This is a genomic window from Stenotrophomonas forensis (assembly GCF_028752115.1).
GTDB classification, from domain to species: domain Bacteria; phylum Pseudomonadota; class Gammaproteobacteria; order Xanthomonadales; family Xanthomonadaceae; genus Stenotrophomonas; species Stenotrophomonas forensis.
This window is the reverse complement of the sequence record NZ_CP082270.1, coordinates 3,241,002-3,259,522: the sequence shown is the minus strand read 5'-3', so window position 1 is coordinate 3,259,522 and position 18,521 is coordinate 3,241,002. Positions and strand designations below refer to the sequence as shown.

Annotated in this window: 19 protein-coding genes; 7 read left to right on the top strand and 12 right to left on the bottom strand. The window is 67.7% G+C overall.

The annotated features are described in order from the left end of the window. Positions 1 to 78: 78 nt before the first annotated feature. The 9 genes from K5L94_RS15115 to ccmA are packed head-to-tail and all read right to left on the bottom strand — an operon-like array spanning position 79 to position 6,840. Entirely contained in the window at positions 79 to 1,068 is a 990-nt protein-coding gene (locus tag K5L94_RS15115) for a c-type cytochrome biogenesis protein CcmI/CycH (protein WP_053510473.1), read from the bottom strand. Beyond that, complete coding sequence (locus K5L94_RS15110) at positions 1,062 to 1,511, bottom strand: cytochrome c-type biogenesis protein (RefSeq protein WP_053510474.1); 450 nt, start codon at positions 1,509 to 1,511, stop codon at positions 1,062 to 1,064. The genes K5L94_RS15115 and K5L94_RS15110 overlap by 7 nt, the downstream gene beginning before the upstream one ends. 4 nt (positions 1,512 to 1,515) lie before the next feature. After that, positions 1,516 to 2,133, bottom strand: coding sequence for a DsbE family thiol:disulfide interchange protein (locus K5L94_RS15105; protein WP_006456733.1), 618 nt, complete (start codon positions 2,131 to 2,133; stop codon positions 1,516 to 1,518). A gap of 8 nt (positions 2,134 to 2,141) precedes the next feature. Further along, positions 2,142 to 4,061 (bottom strand): heme lyase CcmF/NrfE family subunit, encoded by a 1,920-nt coding sequence (locus K5L94_RS15100; protein ID WP_274510799.1) that lies wholly within the window; start codon positions 4,059 to 4,061, stop codon positions 2,142 to 2,144. Next, positions 4,062 to 4,523: a cytochrome c maturation protein CcmE gene (gene ccmE, locus K5L94_RS15095; protein ID WP_053450293.1), complete on the bottom strand. Its 462-nt coding sequence runs from the start codon at positions 4,521 to 4,523 to the stop codon at positions 4,062 to 4,064. Then, a complete protein-coding gene (locus tag K5L94_RS15090) occupies positions 4,520 to 4,708 on the bottom strand; it encodes a heme exporter protein CcmD (RefSeq protein WP_053510478.1) in 189 nt (62 codons plus the stop codon). The genes ccmE and K5L94_RS15090 overlap by 4 nt, the downstream gene beginning before the upstream one ends. Beyond that, the gene (gene ccmC, locus K5L94_RS15085) at positions 4,705 to 5,475 is read right to left on the bottom strand and encodes a heme ABC transporter permease CcmC (RefSeq protein ID WP_274510798.1); all 771 of its coding nucleotides are present in this window, start codon (positions 5,473 to 5,475) and stop codon (positions 4,705 to 4,707) included. The genes K5L94_RS15090 and ccmC overlap by 4 nt, the downstream gene beginning before the upstream one ends. Before the next feature lie 43 nt (positions 5,476 to 5,518). After that, entirely contained in the window at positions 5,519 to 6,214 is a 696-nt protein-coding gene (gene ccmB / locus K5L94_RS15080) for a heme exporter protein CcmB (protein ID WP_006456616.1), read from the bottom strand. Next, complete coding sequence (gene ccmA, locus K5L94_RS15075) at positions 6,211 to 6,840, bottom strand: heme ABC exporter ATP-binding protein CcmA (protein WP_049456031.1); 630 nt, start codon at positions 6,838 to 6,840, stop codon at positions 6,211 to 6,213. Before ccmA ends, ccmB begins: the two co-directional genes overlap by 4 nt. 185 nt (positions 6,841 to 7,025) lie before the next feature. On the opposite strand from ccmA, the gene K5L94_RS15070 reads away from it, so the two are divergent. From K5L94_RS15070 to K5L94_RS15060, 3 genes are read left to right on the top strand one after another with little or no spacing between them, the layout of a single operon-like run. Next, complete coding sequence (locus K5L94_RS15070) at positions 7,026 to 8,174, top strand: pyridoxal phosphate-dependent aminotransferase (RefSeq protein WP_180879746.1); 1,149 nt, start codon at positions 7,026 to 7,028, stop codon at positions 8,172 to 8,174. A gap of 14 nt (positions 8,175 to 8,188) precedes the next feature. Then, positions 8,189 to 8,995 (top strand): amidohydrolase, encoded by an 807-nt coding sequence (locus tag K5L94_RS15065; RefSeq protein ID WP_274510797.1) that lies wholly within the window; start codon positions 8,189 to 8,191, stop codon positions 8,993 to 8,995. A 26-nt stretch (positions 8,996 to 9,021) separates the two neighbouring features. Beyond that, a complete protein-coding gene (locus K5L94_RS15060; RefSeq protein ID WP_274510796.1) occupies positions 9,022 to 9,459 on the top strand; it encodes a hypothetical protein in 438 nt (145 codons plus the stop codon). Positions 9,460 to 9,608: 149 nt separating this feature from the next. On the opposite strand, the gene K5L94_RS15055 is transcribed toward K5L94_RS15060, so the two are convergent. From K5L94_RS15055 to K5L94_RS15045, 3 genes are read right to left on the bottom strand one after another with little or no spacing between them, the layout of a single operon-like run. After that, positions 9,609 to 11,249, bottom strand: coding sequence for a pseudouridine synthase (locus tag K5L94_RS15055; RefSeq protein ID WP_008268505.1), 1,641 nt, complete (start codon positions 11,247 to 11,249; stop codon positions 9,609 to 9,611). Then, entirely contained in the window at positions 11,242 to 12,117 is an 876-nt protein-coding gene (gene scpB, locus K5L94_RS15050) for an SMC-Scp complex subunit ScpB (protein WP_180879742.1), read from the bottom strand. Before scpB ends, K5L94_RS15055 begins: the two co-directional genes overlap by 8 nt. 13 nt (positions 12,118 to 12,130) lie before the next feature. After that, complete coding sequence (locus K5L94_RS15045; RefSeq protein WP_006456456.1) at positions 12,131 to 13,036, bottom strand: segregation and condensation protein A; 906 nt, start codon at positions 13,034 to 13,036, stop codon at positions 12,131 to 12,133. Positions 13,037 to 13,412: 376 nt separating this feature from the next. On the opposite strand from K5L94_RS15045, the gene K5L94_RS15040 reads away from it, so the two are divergent. The 4 genes from K5L94_RS15040 (at position 13,413) to K5L94_RS15025 (ending at position 18,304) form a co-directional block, all read left to right on the top strand. Then, a complete protein-coding gene (locus tag K5L94_RS15040) occupies positions 13,413 to 13,712 on the top strand; it encodes a YciI family protein (protein WP_049456038.1) in 300 nt (99 codons plus the stop codon). Between the two features lie 20 nt (positions 13,713 to 13,732). Beyond that, positions 13,733 to 13,984, top strand: a complete 252-nt coding sequence (locus K5L94_RS15035; RefSeq protein WP_053450286.1) for a BolA family protein — start codon at positions 13,733 to 13,735, stop codon at positions 13,982 to 13,984. Between the two features lie 149 nt (positions 13,985 to 14,133). Beyond that, positions 14,134 to 15,171 (top strand): LacI family DNA-binding transcriptional regulator, encoded by a 1,038-nt coding sequence (locus K5L94_RS15030; RefSeq protein ID WP_006456453.1) that lies wholly within the window; start codon positions 14,134 to 14,136, stop codon positions 15,169 to 15,171. A 76-nt stretch (positions 15,172 to 15,247) separates the two neighbouring features. Then, on the top strand, positions 15,248 to 18,304 hold the full coding sequence (locus K5L94_RS15025) for a TonB-dependent receptor (protein ID WP_274510795.1): 3,057 nt from the start codon (positions 15,248 to 15,250) through the stop codon (positions 18,302 to 18,304). The last annotated feature ends 217 nt before the right edge of the window (positions 18,305 to 18,521 follow it).

Genomic DNA, 18,521 nt, shown 5'->3' with positions numbered 1-18,521 from the left:
GCCGCTGGCCGGCAACCCCATGAACGCTGATGCACCTGCGTGGTTGCCGGCCAGCGGCCGGCACTACCCTGGGGTGTGTTACGGAAACCGCAGTTCCACCACGCCCTCATGCGGCAGGCTCACCTTCACCGGTGTGCTCTGCAGGTCGTCCTCGCTGCGGTTGGCGCTGCCGCTGCGCGAAATGCGTGCCAGCACTTCCACTTCGCGATGCGCCGACAGCGGCGCGGTCGGCATCGGGCTGTCGCCGTCGCCGAGCCCGACCGTGGCCGGGAAGTCCGCCAACGGGAGTTTGCGCGCGGCCACCGGCATCGGCGGCCCACCCACGGCGCGGGCCAGCACGAACACCTGGGTGCTGGCCGGCCACTCCGAGCCCTGCAACGCAGGCAGCTGTACGCGCACCTGCAGCAGTGCCGGTGGCGGTGCAGCGGTTGCATCGGGCGCCTGGCCGGCGGCGTCGCGGGCGATGGCGATCTGTGCCTGCAGCGCCTGCGCGGCGCCGGGCTCCAGCCGCGGCAGCAGGCCGCTCCAGATATCGGCGGCCTCGGCATTCCGGCCGCGCTGGCGCAGCGCGATGCCCAGCAGCCAGCTGGCGCGCTCGGCGTCCGGGGCCAGCGTGCGCGCCTGCTGCAACCAGCCGATTGCGGTGTCATCGAACTGTTTTCCGGGGTCGGCCTGGGCACGTGCCTGTGCGGCTTCCACCAGCACGCCGGGGTCGTCCGGAGCCAGTGCGGCAGCACGTGCGAAGGCCTCTGCGGCGGCGACGGCATTGCCCAGCTCGGCCTGCGAACGGCCCAGCAGCGCCCAGCCATCGGCCCGCTGCGGGTCGCGCTTGAGTGCATCCTGCAACGCCTGTACACCATCGCGCAGCGTCGCGACCGACGGCGCCGGCTGTACCTGCGCGGCGCGCGGGTCACCCACCAGCAGGTACAGGCAGGCGCCGGCCACACCGAGTGCCAGCACGCCCACGGCGAAACCTCTGCGGCCGCGGTGGCGCAGGGGCCACAACACCAGCGCCGCCATCAATGCGGCAACCAGACCGGCCAGCACCGGCAGCCAATGACTCACCATCCCTCTCCTTCGTCGGCCTGGCTGGCCGGCGTGGCGGCAACCGTGCGGCCACGCCGCCGGACGATGCCGAACACCACCAGCGCACCGGCCCCCAGCACCAGCAGCGGGCCGCCCCACAGCAGCCAGGTACCCGGCTGCAGCGGTGGCTGGTACAGCACGAACTCACCATAGCGAGTCACCAGGAACTGCTTGATCTGCGCGTCGTCGTGGCCCTGCTGCATCAGCTGCAGTACCTCGCGGCGCAGGTCCTGCGCGATCTGCGCGTTGGAATCGGCCAGTGACTGGTTCTGGCACTGCACGCAGCGCAGCTGTGCGGCCAGGTCATGGAAGCGACGCTCCTCGGCGTCATCGCGGAACTGCAGGGGCTGCGGATCGTGCAGTGGCTGCTGGGCCAGCACGGCCAGCGGCAGCAGTAAAAGCAGCATCGTCAGCAGCCAGCGCATCGGCTCAGGGCGCCGTGTGCAGCGTGCTGCCGGCACTGCCCTGGGCCTTCTCGATCTTCTCCAGCGCCGGAATCAGTTTCTCGTCCACCACGCGCTGGGTCATCGCGCCGCTGTACTTCCAGCGCACGATGCCGCTGCCATCGACCAGGAAGGTTTCCGGTGCTGCGGTCACGCCCCAGTCGATCGCGGTGCGGCCTTCAACATCGCTGAGCACCACCATGAAGGGATTGCCCAGCTGTTCCAGCCAGTGCAGCGCGTCGGTCGGATCGTCCTTCCAGTTGTAGCCGATCACGCGCACGCGCTTGCTCTCGGCGAAGCGGGTCAGCACCGGGTGTTCCTCGCGGCAGGCCGCGCACCAGCTGCCCCACACGTTCAGCAGGTAGGGCGCGCCGCGCAGGTCGTCGCTGTGCACGATCATTTCCGGGTCATGCAGCACCGGCAGCGCAAACGCCGGCGCCGGCTTGTCGATCAGGGCCGAGGGCAGTACGTCGCGCTGCGGATCGCCCGATTTCATCACCCCGTAGATCATCAGTCCGAGCAGGCCGAAGAAGAACAGCACGCCGATCACGATGGCTACCGGCGGCAGCGGGCGGGAGGGGCGCGGGGCGGGGGACTCGGACATGGGAACTCCTACGGACGACGGAAACGGCGGTCGGCGGCGGTGATGAATCCGCCCAGGGCCATCAGCAGCGCGCCCAGCCAGATCCAGCGCACGAACGGCTTGATGTGTACCCGTACCGCCCATGCATTGTTGCCCAGCGGCTCGCCCAATGCCACGTAGACATCACCGTCGAAGCGTGCATCGATGCCGGCCTCGGTCATCACCTGGCCACCGCTGGCGTACTGGCGCTTCTCCGGATGCAGCAGCGCCAGCTCGCGGCCGTTGCGGAACACCCGCAGATGGCCGCGGTCGGCGATGAAATTGGGGCCTTCGCGATGGTCCACGCCTTCGAAGCGCACTTCATGGCGGCCGACCACCAGCTGCTGGCCCGGTGCCAGCGCCACTTCACGCTGCACATTCAGCGCTTCCACCAGCAAGGCGCCAGCCAGGAACAACGCGATGCCGGCGTGGGCGACGATCATGCCGAGCATCTCGGCGGTGAAGCGGCCGTTGCCGCGCAGCCGCTGCCAGACAAAACGCGCGGTACCGAACCCGACCCAGGCCGCTGCGGCCACGCCGAGGCCGGCCTTCCAGCCATTCTGCGGCGCCTGCCACCAGGCCAGCGCGCCGAGCACGATGGCCAGTGCCAGCCACGGTGCCAGCAGCGCGAAGGCACGCGAGGGCTGGTCGCGCTGCCACTTCACCAGTGGGCCGAACGGCAGCAGCAGGATCATCGGTGCCATCAGCAGCAGGAACAGGCTGCCGAAGTAGGGCGGGCCGACCGAGATCTTGCCCAGCGACAGTGCATCGGCCAGCAGCGGGTACAGCGTGCCCAGCAGCACCATCGCGCAGGCGGTGGCCAGCAGCAGGTTGTTGGCCAGCAGCAGGGTTTCGCGCGAGGTGGCGGTGAAGCCGCGACGCGGATCGTCGGCGTCCACGCTCAGCTGGCTGGCGCGCAGCGCATACAGCAGCAGGCTGCCACCGACCAGCACCGACAGGAACACCAGGATGAACAGGCCGCGCGAGGGATCGGCGGCGAACGAATGCACGCTGGTCAGCACGCCGGAGCGCACCAGGAACGTACCCAGCAGCGACAGCGCGAAGGCGGCGATCGCCAGCAGCAGGGTCCAGCTGCCGAAGGTACCGCGCTTTTCGGTGACCGCCTGCGAGTGGATCAGTGCCGCACCGACCAGCCACGGCATGAAGCTGGCGTTCTCCACTGGGTCCCAGAACCACCAGCCGCCCCAGCCCAGCTCGTAGTAGGCCCACCAGCTGCCGAGCGCGATGCCCAGGGTCAGGAAGCCCCAGGCGACGTTGGTCCAGGGCCGCGTCCAGCGCAGCCAGCGCGCGTCGACGCGGCCTTCCAGCAGCGCCGCCACCGCGAACGCGAACGGCACCGCGAAGCCAACGTAGCCCAGGTACAGCATCGGCGGGTGGATGATCAGCCCCGGGTCCTGCAGCAGTGGATTGAGGTCGCGGCCTTCCAGTGGCGCCGGATTCAGGCGCAGGAACGGGTTGGAGGTGAAGATCAGGAAGGCGAGGAAGCCGACGCTGACCACACCCATCACCGCCAGTACGCGCGCCTGCACCGGTGCCGGCAGGTGCCGCGAGAACAGCGCTACCGCGCCGGTCCACAGCGCCAGTACCAGCGCCCACATCAGCAGCGAGCCTTCGTGCGCACCCCACACCGCCGAATAGCGGTAGATCATCGGCAGCAGCGAATTGGAGTTCTCGGCCACGTAGCGCACCGAGAAATCCTGCTGCACGAATGCGGCGGTGAGCACGGCGAACGCGCCGGCGACCAGCAGCAGCTGGGCAAAGGCGGCCGGTCGCGCCACCGCCATCCAGGCCGGGTTGTTGCGATGCGCGCCCGCCAGCGGCAGGCCAGCCTGCAGCAGCGAGGCCAGCAACGCGCACAACAGCAGGATCTGACCCAGTTCGGGCAGCACTCAGCGCACCTCGGGTGCCGTCACCGGCACATCGTGCTTGCGATGGGCATCGCCCATCTTGTCGGCCACTTCCTTCGGCACATACTTCTCATCGTGCTTGGCCAGCACTTCGTCGGCGACGAAGACGCCGTCCTGCAGCCGGCCGCTGGCGACCACGGCGGTGCCTTCGGCAAACATGTCCGGCAGGATCCGCGAGGTGGTCACCGGCAGCTGTGCATCGCCGTCGGTCACTTCGAAGCGCGCCTCCAGCGAGCCGACCGGGCGGTTGAAGGAGCCCTTCACCACCATCCCGCCGAGGCGGAAGCGCGACTGCGCATCGACATCGCCGCGCAGTACTTCGGCGGGCGTGTACAGGTAGGCGATGTTGCGCTCCAGCGCCATCGCCACCAGTGCGGTGGCCAGGCCGGAGGCGAGCAGGGCCAACAGCACCCAGGCCAGGCGGCGACGCTGAACCGGGGTCATCGTTCCAGCTCCGTCGACAGCGGCGCGGCCGCGTCCTGCCGGCCGGCACGGGTCTGCTGGCGCTGCTGCCGGGCCAGGGCCAAGCGGCGCGCCACGCGCAGGCGCAGCCACGAGCCGATGGCGTCGGCGCCAAGTACCAGCACGAACACGGCGTAGGCGCCGATCACATATTGCAGGTGGGTCATGGCTGGGCCTCCCGGGCCGGGCGCGTGGCATCGACGCGACCGCCGACCCAGGCCTTGCCGGCCTCGCGGTCGAGGTTGTCGGCGCGCGCCTTGGCCAGTACCGAACCGGCGAACCAGAACTTGGTGCCGATCACCATCCACCACAGCGGCGCGATCATCGCGCTGCTGATCGCCGATTCACCGAACACGTTGATCGACTGGCGCTGGTGCAGGCCACCCCACCAGTCCACTGAATAGCGGATCACCGGCAGCAGGCTGACGCCGACGATGGCCAGCAGGCCGGCCGCGCGCGCGGCGCTGCGGCGATCCTCGATGGCGTGGTACAGGCCGATCACGCCCAGGTACAGGAACAGCAGCACCAGCTCACTGGTCATGCGCGGGTCCCAGTCCCACCAGGTGCCCCAGGTGCCCTTGCCCCAGATGCTGCCGGTCAGCAGGGTGATCAGGGTGAAGCCGGCACCCATCGGTGCGCAGGCCATGGCCAGGATCTCGCAGACCTTGATCCGCCAGATCAGGGCAATAGCGGCATACAGCGCCATCAGCGCGAACACGAACAGGCTCATCCAGGCACTGGGCACATGGATGTAGAGGATGCGGAAGCTGTCCAGCTGCTTGGCTTCCGGTGGCACCACCAGCAGCGCCTGCCACATGCCGACCAGCAGCACCGGCACCGCGGCGAAATAGAACACCCGCGACCAGCGGGCAGCGAATCGGTCGAACGTGGGGGGCGAACCGAGTTGGTGGAACCAGCGGACAATCGGATTCATGCGTGGCGGCTATCCAGCAGGGGTGGATTGGCTCTCAGCTCGGTCAACTCAGAGAAATACGTATTGCAGCAGCAGTGGCCAGCGGTGCCAGCACCAGCGCGACCAGCAGGCCGGCGCCCAGCATCAGCAGCGCACCGACCGGATCCTGTCCGCGTCCGGCTGCCGCCAGGCTGCCCGCGCCGAACACCAGCACCGGTACGTACAGCGGCAACGACAGCAACGCCACGAGAATACCAGAGCGTCGGATGCCTACGGTCAGCGCGGCGACCACGCCACCGATCAGGCTCAGCAACGGCGTTCCCAGCAGCAACGATGCCAGCAACATCGGCAGCTGGTCATGCGGCAGATGCAGCATTTCCGCCAGCAACGGGCTGACCACGATCAACGGCAGCGCGGTGGTCGCCCAGTGCAGCAGCACGCGCACCAGCACCAGCCACGCCAACGGTACCGGCGCCAGCAGCCATTGCTCCAGCGAGCCGTCTTCGGCATCGGAACGGAACAGCGAATCCAGCGACAGCTGGCCGGCCAGCAGCACCGCCAGCCACAGCACCGCACCGGCGGTGGCGGCCAGCAGCTGCGGCTCGCGGCCCTGGGCCAATGCGAACAACACCACCACCAGCACGGCAAACAGCAGCGGCTGCAGTGCATCGCCGCGACGGCGCCAGAGCAGGCGCAGGTCGCGCTTGAGCAGGGCGCCCGCGGTCTGCCACAGGCCCGGTTCGGTGCCCGGCGCGATCATGCGGCACCGCCGAGGTCGAGCTGGCGGGTGCGTACCGGCGGGGCGGCATAGGCGCCATGGGTGGTGACCAGCGCCGCGCCCCCGGCGCGCAGATGCGCCGAGATCATCCGGTTGACCAGGGTGATGCCCTCCAGGTCGAGGTTGGCGTAGGGTTCGTCGAGCAGCCACAGCGGTGCGGGCGACAGCCAGATGCGCGCCAGCGCCAACCGCCGCTTCTGCCCGGCGGACAGGTGACGGACCAGGGTGTCCTCGTAGCCGGCCAGGCCGACGATGGCCAGCGCGTTGCCGGGCATCTGCCGTGCACGGCGGCCGTGCAGGCCACACAGGAAGTGCAGGTTCTCCAGCGTATCCAGATCCGGCTTCAAGGCCGGCAGATGGCTGAGGTAGGCGACGTAGCGCGCGCGCTCGGCAGTGCTGGCCGGCTTGCCGTCGATCCGCACCTGGCCCGCGCCGGGCCGGGCCAGGCCGGCCAGCACGCGCAGCAGGGTGGTCTTGCCGGCGCCATTGCCGCCTTGCACCAGCAGGGCTTCGCCGGCGTCCACGTGGAAGTCCAGCGGGCCGAACACGGGCTCGTCATTGCGGGAGAAGCTCAGGCCGCTGGCGGCCAGCAATGCAGGGGTGTTCAAGGGGCAGGGATCTTCATGCCGGAGTGCGGCGGCAATTGTAGCGGCGAATGCCCGTGGTAGTGCCGGCCGCTGGCCGGCAGTTCGCCCGGCGCCGGTTGTCTGGCCGCTGTTGCCGGCCAGCGGCCGGCACTACGGAAGCACGGATTGCGTAAACTCGCAGGTCTGTTCCCCCACAGCCCAGGCCGATGCAACCGAACACCAAGCTGCCCAAGGTCGGTACCACGATCTTCACCGTGATGTCCCAGCTCGCTGCCGAACATGGCGCGGTCAACCTCGGCCAGGGCTTCCCGGACTTTTCCGCGCCGCAGCGCCTGATCGATGAAACCGCCAGGGCGATGGCCGCCGGGCTGAACCAGTACCCGCCGATGACCGGCGTGGCGCCGCTGCGCCAGGCCATCGCGCAGAAGGCGCTGGACTGCTACGGTGCGCAGGTGGATGCCGACAGCGAGATCACCGTCACCAGCGGCGGCACCGAGGCCATCTTCAACGCCATCCACGCCGTGGTGCGTGCCGGCGAGGAAGTGATCGTGCTCGACCCGGCCTACGACTGCTACGAGCCGGCGATCGACCTGGCCGGCGCCAAGGCCGTGCATGTGTCGCTGGACCCGCAGACCTTCGCCGTCGACTGGGATCGCGTGCGTGCGGCGATCACCCCGCGCACCCGCATGCTGATCGTCAACACCCCGCACAACCCGTCCGGCGCGATGCTGTCGGCGCAGGACATGCAGGCGCTGGCCGAGCTGCTGCGCGGCACGCAGATCTACCTGATCTCCGATGAGGTGTACGAGCACATCATCTATGACGGACGCCGCCACGAATCGGCGCTGCGCTACCCGGAGCTGCGCGAGCGTGCGTTCGTGATCTCCAGCTTCGGCAAGACCTACCACTGCACCGGCTGGAAGATCGGTTATGCGATCGCGCCGCCGGCGCTGACCGCCGAGTTCCGCAAGGTGCACCAGTACAACACCTTCACCAGCTTCGGCCCGGCACAGTACGGTTTCGCCGCGATGATCCGTGACGAGCCCGAGCATCACCTGGAGCTGGGCGCGTTCTACCAGGCCAAGCGCGATCGCTTCCGCGAGCAGCTGGCCGGCACCCGCCTGAAGGCGCTGCCGGTGCCGGGCGGCTATTTCCAGCTGGTCGACTACTCGGCCATCAGCAACCTGCCGGACCATGAGTTCGTGAAGTGGCTGACCATCGAGAAGGGCGTCACCGCCATTCCGCTGTCGCCGTTCTACGAGAACCCGCCGGCCGGCCAGCGCCTGGTGCGGCTGTGCTTCGCCAAGAACGAAGCGACCATGGACGCGGCGATCGAACGCCTGCGCCTGCTGTGAGTGGAGAGCTGAACATGCAGGACCTGCGCATTTCTCTCGTCCAGGGCGATACCCGCTGGCACGACCCGGCCGGCAACCGTGCCTATTACGGTGCGTTGCTGGCGCCGCTGGCTGGCAGCACGGACCTGGTGATCCTGCCGGAGACCTTCACCAGCGGCTTCTCCAACGACGCCATTGCCCAGGCCGAAGGCATGGACGGCCCGACCGTGGCCTGGGTGCGTGAGCAGGCCAAGGCGTTGAACGCGGCGGTGATCGGCAGCGTGCAGCTGCGTGAGGGCGAGGGCGTCTACAACCGCCTGCTGTTTGCCACGCCGGACGGCGAACTGCAGTACTACGACAAGCGCCACCTGTTCCGTTACGGCGGCGAACATGAGCGCTATGCCGCCGGCCGCGAGCGCCTGAGCGTGGAATGGAAGGGCTGGCGGATCAATCCGCAGGTCTGCTACGACCTGCGCTTCCCGGTGTTCTGCCGCAACCGCTACGACGTCGAACGCCCCGGGCAGCTGGACTTCGACCTGCAGATCTTCGTCGCCAACTGGCCGTCGGCGCGTGCCTACGCGTGGAAGACGCTGCTGCGTGCGCGGGCCATCGAGAACCTGTGCTTCGTGGCGGCGGTCAACCGCATCGGCGTGGACGGCAACCAGCTGCATTACGCTGGCGACAGTGCCGTGATTGATTTCCTTGGCCAGCCGCAGGTGGAGATCCGCGAGCGCGAGCAGGTGGTGACCACCACGATCTCTGCCGAGGCGCTGGCCGCGCACCGCGCACGCTTCCCTGCGATGCTCGATGCCGATGCCTTCCACCTGGACGAGCGCGCCTGAGTGCTGCCTTCCCACCGGATGACACCATGAAATTCTCCCTGCTGCTGGCCCTGGGCCTGCTCGCCACCGCGCTGACCGCTCCTGCGGCGCAGGCGGCCGGCAACATCGACTGCGACCTGCGCTACAACCTGTCCGGCTGGTCGCTGTTCTACAAGACCGCCTCGGGTACCGGCACCATCCAGTGCACCAACGGCGCGCGCATTCCGGTGCGCATCAAGGTCACCGGCGGTGGCCTGACCGTTGGCAAATCGAAGATCGTCGACGGCAAGGGCCGCTTCACCGGCGCCTATTCGCTGGACGACCTGCTCGGCAAGTACGTGGCGCTGGGGGCGCACGCCGGCGCGATCCGCTCCGGTGGTGCCGTGGCGATGACCAAGGGCGACGTGTCGCTGGCGCTGGCCGGTAGCGGCAGTGGCTGGGACCTGGGTGTGGACGGCTCCTCGTTCGTGATCCGGCGCCGCTGAACCCGCGAAAAGGGGACGGAGGGAATTAAGTCGTTTTTGCCGTTCGGCGCGCACTGTGGCAAAAACGACTTAATTCCCTCCGTCCCCTTTTCTGCACAACGAAAAACCCCGGCCGGAGCCGGGGTTTCTCATTTCAAGCGTATCGGCGATCAGCCGCCGCGCGGGCCGCTGCGGCGCGGGCCGCCCGGACCGCGGTTGCCGCCGGGGCCACCCGGGCCACGGTTACCACCCGGACCACCGGGACCACGATTGCCACCCGGACCACGGTTGTTGCCGCCGCCCGGACCACGGCCGCCCGGACGGGCGCCGTGTGCCGGCTTCGGGCTGCCGTACGGGTTGAAGCCCGGGGTCGCGTGGTCGGACGGGAAGCTGGGGGCATTGCCCGGATGGCCGTACGGGTGCTTGTTGCCCTGGCCCTGCGAGCGGTTGCCCGCGCCGGCCGGACGACCCTGGCCGCCACCGGCGCCACCACGGCCTTCACCACCGAAACCGCCACGGCCCTGGCCGCCACCGGCGCCTGCGCCCGGACCCTTCGGCTTGCCGTACGGACGGCCCTGGCCGCCTGCACCCGGACCACGGGCACCCGGGCCACGCGCGCCCGGACCGGCGTTGCGATGGCCGCTCGGGCCGGTGCTCACGCCATCCGGCACGTACCAGGTGCGGAACGCGGCCGGATTGCCTTCCGGCAGCGAACGGTCGTTCTTCTGCGCGCGCTGCTTGAACGGCTTCTGCGACTGCTTGGCCGCGGCTTCACCGCTGACCGTCAGGCCGCCCTTGAAACCGCCGCCCTTGCCACCGCGACCACGGCCGCGATCTTCGCGGACGTTGTCGAAGCGACGCAGCTCGCGGCCTTCATCAGCGGTGTTGTGGCCGTTGACGTAGGCATTGCCACGGCCACCCTCGCGCACGCGCACGGTGGTCTTGGCGGCGCGGCGCTGGCCGATCACCGGCTGCAGCGTCAGTGCCGACGGCGCGCCTTCTTCCAGCTTCAGCTGCGCGCGCAGGGCTTCCACCTGGGCGGTACCCAGTTCCACCGAATGGCCGCGGGCCAGTTCGCGCGGCAGGCTGACCTTGCCATAGCGGGTACGCTTCAGGCGGCTGACCTGGCAGCCCTGCGATTCCCAAAGGCGGCGCACTTCGCGGTTGCGGCCTTCCTTCACCACGACGCGGAACCAGTCGTGCGAATCCGTGCCGCCGATGCGCTCGATCTCGTCGAACTTGGCCGGGCCGTCTTCCAGTGCCACGCCGCGGGAGAGGCGGTCGACGATGGCGTCGGAGACCTTTTCCTCGCCTTCCGGGGCGCGCACGCGCACCACGTACTCGCGCTCGACCTCGAACGACGGGTGCATCATGGCGTTGGCCAGCTCACCGTCGGTGGTGGCCAGCAGCAGGCCGGTGGTGTTGATGTCGAGGCGGCCGATCGCGATCCAGCGCGCGCCCTTCAGCGGCGGCAGCGATTCGAATACGGTCGGGCGGCCTTCGGGGTCTTCGCGGGTGGTCACTTCGCCTTCCGGCTTGTTGTAGACCAGCACGCGCGAGGGTTCGGCCAGGGCGGTGGCGACGAAGCCGCGACCGTCCAGCTCGATCTTGTCGCCGCTCTTGACCGACATGCCGGTCTGCGCGACTTCACCGTTGACCTTGACCAGGCCTTCGGCGATGCGCTGTTCCAGCGCGCGGCGCGAGCCGAGGCCGGCCTGGGCCAGCACCTTGTGCAGGCGCTCTTCCAGCTTGAACTGTTCGGAGGTGGCTTCGCGCTTCAGCGAGAGCTTGTTACGGGGGGTGTCACTCATCAGTTTTGCTCCGGCCGACGGTTTCGAGGTCGGCCTCTGGTTCGGAATCGGCTTGGTCAACAGCCACGGTCGTCATCGCGACGGCGTTGTCTTCGCGTTCGTTCACTGGCACCGCGCGCTCGCCCGGCGCGGAATCGGGATGCCCATCATCGAAGGGCGAAGGTGCTTGCTCATCGGAGGCCGAGGCAGGGGCTGCATCGGCGGAATCGGGGGTGTCACTGCCGGCACTGCCGGCATCATCGTTCGCGGCAGCGCCATCGGCGCCGGCCGAGATGTCCGGACCGTCAGCACCGGCGGCGGCCGGTACGTCGCGGTCCAGGGCCAGCTGGGGGTCCAGCTCGCCCAGGTCCTTCAGTTCCGACAACGGCGGCAGTTCGTCCAGGCGCTTCAGGCCGAAGTAGTCCAGGAAGCCCTTGGTGGTGCCGAACAGGGCCGGCTTGCCGGGTACGTCGCGGTGGCCGACCACGCGGATCCACTCGCGCTCCTCCAGCGCCTGGATGATGTTGCTGCTGACCGCCACGCCACGCACCTGTTCGATCTCGCCGCGGGTGATCGGCTGCCGGTAGGCGATCAGCGCCAGGGTTTCCAGGGTGGCGCGGGTGTAGCGGGTCTTGCGTTCGGTCCACAGCCGGCTGATCCAGCCATGCACTTCTCCGGTCACCTGGTAGCGGAAGCCGGAGGCGACCTCGACCAGTTCCACGCCGCGGCCTGCGCAGGCTTCCCGCAGGCGTTCCAGCGCACGTTCGATGCTGCCCGGCGGTGCCGGTTCCTCTTCCGGGAACAGGTCCTTCAGCTGGGCCAGGGTGAGCGGCTGGCTGGAGGCCAGCAGGGCACCCTCGACAATGCGGTCGATCAGCGATTGATCCATCGGCAGTCAGCGCTCACTCGTCCGCATTGGCGGCGTCGTTGTCGTCGAACTCGCTGCTGAACTGCAGCGGGGCATTGGTGTTGCCGGCCGCCAGCGACTTCACGTAGATCGGCGCCAGCGGTTCTTCCTGGACGATGTCCAGCAGCTGTTCCTTGGCCAGTTCCAGCACTGCCAGGAACGTGACCAGCACGCCCAGCTTGCCTTCTTCAGCAGTGAACAGCCCTTCAAAACGATAGAACTTGCCATCTTCAAGCCGGCCGAGCACTTCGCCCATGCGTTGCCGCACGCTCAGCGCCTCGCGCTTGATGGCGTGGCCGCTGAACAGCTCGGCGCGCTTGAGCACGTCGTGCAGCGCCAGCAGCATTTCCTTCAGGTCCACCGGCGGCGGCAGCTTCACCGTAGCGCGTTCGGGCATGAAGGCGTGTGCCAGGCTGGTGTCGCGGTCCTGGCGGGGCAGGGCGTCGATGTCCTCGGCGGCCTGCTTGAAACGTTCGTACTCCTGCAGGCGGCGCACCAGTTCGGCGCGCGGGTCGGCTTCGTCGCCTTCCTCGCTGACCGGGCGCGGCAGCAGCATGCGCGACTTCACCTCGGCCAGGATCGCGGCCATCACCAGGTACTCGGCAGCAAGCTCGAAGCGCAGCTCGCGCATCACGGTGATGTATTCCACGTACTGCCGGGTGATCTCGGCCACGGGGATGTCCAGCACGTCCAGGTTCTGCCGGCGGATCAGGTACAGCAGCAGGTCCAGCGGGCCTTCGAAGGCATCCAGGATGACTTCCAGCGCGTCCGGCGGAATGTACAGGTCCTGCGGAATCTGCAGGACCGGTTGCCCATGCACCACGGCCAGCGGCATTTCCTGCTGCTGGGGGGCGGGCGGCCGGGTTGGCGGGTTCGCGTCGAGCGCGAGTTCGGAAGTCATCTAATGGACATCAGGATTGCAACGGACCAGTCGCGGCACCGGGATCGCCGGGCCTGCGCCACGGAGCCCCAGGGCACCAGACACGCCGGGATCGGCGCGATTCCACACATATCAAACAGCAGGACGCGCCGCAGGGAACGGCAGCGACAGAACTACGGGGAGGTCGTCTACGTGGCCCGGCCGGATGGTCCGGTTTTGAAGCAGCGGGACGGTCGTCGGGGGCTGCGTTGGCCGCAAAAACCGACGGGCTGCTGCATCCAGCCACGTGCAATGGAGTCTAGGGTAAGCCTTTGTCGCGCCAGTGTCCAGCCGGGCCGGGGCAGCGGCCGCATTGGCTAGAATCTGCGCACCCGACAACGCAAGCGAGGAAATGCCGGTGTGGTATGTGATCGAAGGGTATGACGGCCAGGACGTGCTGGCGCAACGGCTGCAGGCGCGGCCGGAACACCTGGCGCGGCTGCACGCGCTGCGTGACGAGGGGCGCCTGCTGCTGGCCGGGCCGTGCCCGGCGGTGGACAGCGAAGACCCCGGCCCGGCCGGTTTCAGTGGTTCGGTGGTGATCGCGCAGTTCGAATCGCTGGTACAGGCCCAGGCCTGGGCCGATGCCGACCCGTACGTGGCCGCAGGCGTCTACACCCGCGTGCAGGTGCGTCCGTTCCGCAAGGTCCTGCCGTGAACGCGGAACGGATCGAACGGATGCGTGCTGCGCTGCAACAGGCACTGGCGCCGAGCGTGCTCGAGATCGAGGACGACAGTCATCGCCATGCCGGGCATGCCGGCGCGCGCGACGGGCGCGGCCATTTCAACGTGCATGTGGTTAGTGAACGCTTCGCCGGACTGGGCCCGCTGGCCCGGCATCGCGCGGTCTACGCCGCGCTGGGGTCGATGATGGACACCGATATCCACGCCTTGTCCATCCGCGCACAGACCCCGTCAGAACAGGGCTGAGCCCTTGTCCCGCACTGTCCTGGCCGGTCCCTGCGGGGCCCCGCCATGGACAGATTTCCATGTCCATTTCAGGACATTCGCCTAACGGACTGTTTACAAGCCCAGATGGAAACGCTTACATTCCGCGCCAATGCTGGTAGGTCCAAGCCGTGGAGGGCGGCTTCGTGAACAAGGCAGCTATCACAATCAAAGACGTCGCTCGCGAAGCCCGGGTCTCCGTGGCCACGGTTTCCCGCGCGCTCAACGGGCATGAAAATGTCGCCGAACCGGTCCGCCAGCTTGTGCTGGAGGTGGCCGCGCGGCTGCGTTACACCCCGCACGCCGCCGCCCGCAGCCTGAGCAGCCGCCGCACCAATACGGTGGGCGTGGTGCTTCCGGACCTGTACGGCGAATTCTTCTCCGAGCTGATGCGCGGCATCGACAACGTTGCCCGCAACCGCCGCCAGCACCTGCTGGTGTCCAGCTACCACGGTGACCAGGAGCAGCAGGGCGCGGCCCTGCGTGCCATGCGCGGCCGCGTCGACGGCCTGCTGGTGCTGTCGCCCTATGCCGAGAGCCCGGGCTTCCTGACCGACAACCTGCCGCAGTCGCTGCCGACGGTGTTGATCAACACCTATCTGCCCGGGCAGGACCACCCGGTGCTGAGCATCGACGATCATGCTGGCGCGATGGCGATGACCCGCCACCTGCTGGATGCCGGCCACCGCCGCATTGCGTTCATTTCTGGCCCGGACCTCAACTTCGACGCGCGCGAGCGCCTGCGCGGCTTCCGTGACGCGCTGGCCGCATTCGGCAGTGGCGCCGAGGGCATCGAGCTGCCCGGTGATTTCGACGAAGCTTCCGGCCATCGTGCCGGTCAGGAGTTGCTGGCAGCCGGAGCGCTGCCCGATGCCGTGTTCGCCGCCAACGACATGATGGCCCTGGGTTGCCTGTATGCGTTCACCCAGGCAGGGGTCCATGTGCCGTCCGATGTCGCCCTGGCGGGTTTCGATGACATTCCACTGGCGCGTTTCGTCCACCCGTCGCTGACCACCATGCAGGTCAGCATCGCCGAGCTTGGCGATCGGGCCATGACGCGCCTGATGCAGTTGATGGACGGCACCTCCACGGACGGGACAGGGGACAAGCAGACCCTGGTTCCCCGCTTGATAGTTCGCGATTCCACCACTCCGCCATCCGGCCGTTGAAGCCAGAGGCGTTCCTTCTTTTTTGATTGATCGCAGGGACCGCGCAAGCGGTCACCGCCACCCGGAGATTGAGTTGATGATGCACACCACCTTCCGCACGCCGGCACGCCGGCTGCTGAGCACCGCACTGGTCAGCTGCTTGATGCTGGCCGCCGCTCCGAACGTCATGGCGCAGTCGGCCAATGCCAGCCTTCGTGGCCAGGTGGCCGGCGCCCAGGCAGGCACCGAAGTCACCGCCACCAACGTGGCCACCGGCACCGTCCGCCGCGGCACCATCCGTGCCGATGGCAGCTACTCGCTGATGGGCCTGGATCCGGGTACCTATGACGTGGTCGCCAATGGCCAGTCGCAGAAGGTCACCGTCACCGTGGCCTCGACCGCTACCCTGAACTTCGCCGGTGCGGCCAGCAGCACCCCGGGTTCGACCGCAGCGACCAACCTCGACACCGTCAATGTCGTCGCGCCGACCCTGCTGCAGGAAGTGCGCACCTCCGAAGTCGGCAAGACCGTCAGTCTGCAGCAGATCCAGACCACCCCGCAGGTCTCGCGCAACTTCCTGGAGTTCGCCGACGCGGTTCCGGGCATGATCTTCACCCGTGATGCCAAGGGCAACACCTCGCTGCGCGGCGGTGCCACCAATGCCGATGGCACCAATGTCTACATCGATGGCGTGGGCCAGAAGAGTTACGTGAAGGGCGGCGGCGTCGCCGGCCAGTCCGGCAGCGCGGGCAACCCGTTCCCGCAGCTGGCCATCGGCGAGTACAAGGTCATCACCGGCAACTACAAGGCCGAGTATGGCCAGGTCTCCAGTGCCGCCGTCACCGCGGCGACCAAGTCGGGCACCAACGAGTTCAAGGGTGAGGCGTTCTACCGCTACACCGATGAAGACATGCGTGCGATGACCCCGGCCGAGCGCCAGCCGAACAAGTCGAAGATGGTCTCGGCCGAGAAGGAATACGGCTTCGCCCTGGGCGGCCCGATCATCCAGGACAAGGCCCACTTCTTCGTCACCTATGAAGCCAAGCGCTTCGACCTGCCGGTGACCATCGCGCCGCACGGCGCGGTGACCAGCAAGGCCGACCGCGTGCCGGCCGACGCACAGGCGGGCCTGGGCCCGGCCAGCCAGCCGTTCCAGCAGGACCTGATCTTCGGCAAGATCGACTTCGAGCCGACCGACAACGACCGCCTGGAACTGACCTTCCAGGACCGTGACGAAACCCAGCAGCAGTTCTCGGACCAGACCGCGCCGATGCACGGCAAGGAAACCAAGAACACCGACCGTCGTTACGCGTTGCGCTGGAACCACAGCGGTGAGCGTTACTACAACGAGCTGATGGTCACCCACGAGGATTCGTTCAACAATCCCAAGCCGCTGAGCATGGGCAACGGCTTCAACTACACCGCTCCGGACGGCGCCAACGAAGAGCGCCCGATCGTCTCGATCGGCGGCTCGTCGGCGATGTCGTCGCAGGTGAAGGGCCAGAAGGGCTGGTCGATCGAAGACAACCTGACCCTGGATGGCATCCAGTGGGCCGGTGACCACACCATCAAGATGGGTGCCAAGTACAAGCAGATCGACCTGTACGCCTCCGACGCGGCGCAGATCAATCCGCAGTTCTACTACACCATCGACAACCCGACCTTCCCGGACAGCATTCCGTACAAGGCGCAGTTCGTGAAGCCGGTGACCGGCGTGTCCGGCGTGTCCGGCGAAGTGCGCTCGAAGGTCAAGCAGATCGGCCTGTTCATCCAGGACGACTGGCAGGTCAACGACCACCTGCAGCTGAACCTCGGCCTGCGCTGGGACTACGAGAAGAACCCGTCCTACCTGGACTTCGTGACCCCGCCGGAAGTGGTCAATGCGCTGTTCGCGCAGGACCCGCGTGCTGCGGCTGGCCAGAGCTACGCCGATACGCTGGCGCTGAGCGGCCTGAACATCAACGATTACATCAGCAACGGCCACAACCGCAAGGCGTTCAAGGATGCCTGGCAGCCGCGCCTGGGCTTCTCGTATGACATCAATGCCGACGAGCAGCACGTGATCCACGGTGGTGCGGGCCGTTCCTACGACCGCGACCTGTTCGACTACCTGCAGCTGGAAACCACCAAGCTGGCGCTGCCGCAGCCGACCATCTACTTCCGCAACCCGGCCACCGGCCAGTGCTTCCAGGGCAACGCCGCCTGCTATGACTGGAATCCGAACCTGCTCAACGGCATCGGCAACCTGCAGAGCCTGGTCGGTTCGACCAGCAATGCCGGCCTGGAAGTGGACCTGCTGAACAACAACCTGAAGGTGCCTTACGCCGACCAGTTCAGCCTGGGCATGAGCAACCAGATCGGCGAGTGGCTGACCGACGCCACCATCTCGCGCACGCTGACCTACGATGGCTTCGCCTTCACCCTGGGCAACCGCTATCCGACCGGCAACTTCTTCGATGACCCGCGCCTGTGCGGCGGTACCCAGGCCGGCCTGGGCCAGGCCTGGAGCTGCAACGTGCCGGGCTTCGGCAGCCTGATCATCGGCCAGCAGGGCATCAAGACCCGCGCCACCCAGATCCTGCTGTCGGCGCAGAAGCCGTTCACCCAGGAAAGCGGTTGGGGCACCTCGATCGCCTACACCTGGACCACCGCCCGCCACAACCGTGACATCAGCGAGCACTACGCGTTCGACCGCGGCGTGATCGGTGACTACCCGACCATCCGCTCCAACGGTGCGCCGCGCCACCGCCTGGTGGTGACCGGATCGTACGCGGGCTTCTGGGGCATCACCTTCGGTGGCAAGCTGACCCTGGCCACCCCGACCGCGATCAACGACTGGTACGGCGTGCCGCAGGCCAACGGCTTCGACCTGCCGACGCCGATGGCGGCGGTTCCGGGTGGCAATGGCCGGTTCCTGCTGGGTGGCAAGATCTTCGGCTACCGCTCGGTCGACCTGCAGGCCACCAAGACGTTCAAGATGCCGGGCGATACCGAGCTGTATGCGCGTATCGACATCATCAACGTGTTCAACTTCGACAACTTCTCGAACTACAACTACTACAAGAACGGCAAGCTGACCGCGAGCTACAACGAGACCGGCGACATCGTCGGTACGCCGCGCCAGGTGAAGGCTGAAGTGGGCTTCCGCTTCTAAGCGGTCCAGCCTGCAGCAGTACTCCGATGCCGCCGGTCCGCCGGCGGCATCGGCAGGATGAACAACGGCAATGGCCGGCCGCGTGCCGGTCCATTGCCCACGCCGCTGCCGGCCAGGGGGCAGCGGCGTGGGCAATGATCGCGGTGTCAAACCACGTTTTTCGTGGTTTTTTCAGCCTGCACCTTGTAAACGATTTCAGATCATTGGACGTTATGCT

Bases quoted from the DNA above. Each gene is read 5' to 3' on its own strand.
- K5L94_RS15065 (WP_274510797.1), top strand. From the start codon at position 8,189: ATGCAGGACCTGCGCATTTCTCTCGTCCAGGGCGATACCCGCTGGCAC.
- K5L94_RS15045 (WP_006456456.1), bottom strand. From the start codon at position 13,036: ATGACTTCCGAACTCGCGCTCGACGCGAACCCGCCAACCCGGCCGCCC.
- K5L94_RS15105 (WP_006456733.1), bottom strand. From the start codon at position 2,133: ATGTCCGAGTCCCCCGCCCCGCGCCCCTCCCGCCCGCTGCCGCCGGTA.
- K5L94_RS15110 (WP_053510474.1), bottom strand. From the start codon at position 1,511: ATGCGCTGGCTGCTGACGATGCTGCTTTTACTGCTGCCGCTGGCCGTG.
- K5L94_RS15090 (WP_053510478.1), bottom strand. From the start codon at position 4,708: ATGACCCACCTGCAATATGTGATCGGCGCCTACGCCGTGTTCGTGCTG.
- K5L94_RS15060 (WP_274510796.1), top strand. From the start codon at position 9,022: ATGAAATTCTCCCTGCTGCTGGCCCTGGGCCTGCTCGCCACCGCGCTG.
- ccmC (WP_274510798.1), bottom strand. From the start codon at position 5,475: ATGAATCCGATTGTCCGCTGGTTCCACCAACTCGGTTCGCCCCCCACG.
- K5L94_RS15025 (WP_274510795.1), top strand. From the start codon at position 15,248: ATGATGCACACCACCTTCCGCACGCCGGCACGCCGGCTGCTGAGCACC.
- scpB (WP_180879742.1), bottom strand. From the start codon at position 12,117: ATGGATCAATCGCTGATCGACCGCATTGTCGAGGGTGCCCTGCTGGCC.
- K5L94_RS15055 (WP_008268505.1), bottom strand. From the start codon at position 11,249: ATGAGTGACACCCCCCGTAACAAGCTCTCGCTGAAGCGCGAAGCCACC.
- ccmB (WP_006456616.1), bottom strand. From the start codon at position 6,214: ATGATCGCGCCGGGCACCGAACCGGGCCTGTGGCAGACCGCGGGCGCC.
- ccmE (WP_053450293.1), bottom strand. From the start codon at position 4,523: ATGACCCCGGTTCAGCGTCGCCGCCTGGCCTGGGTGCTGTTGGCCCTG.
- K5L94_RS15070 (WP_180879746.1), top strand. From the start codon at position 7,026: ATGCAACCGAACACCAAGCTGCCCAAGGTCGGTACCACGATCTTCACC.
- K5L94_RS15115 (WP_053510473.1), bottom strand. From the start codon at position 1,068: ATGGTGAGTCATTGGCTGCCGGTGCTGGCCGGTCTGGTTGCCGCATTG.
- K5L94_RS15035 (WP_053450286.1), top strand. From the start codon at position 13,733: ATGCGTGCTGCGCTGCAACAGGCACTGGCGCCGAGCGTGCTCGAGATC.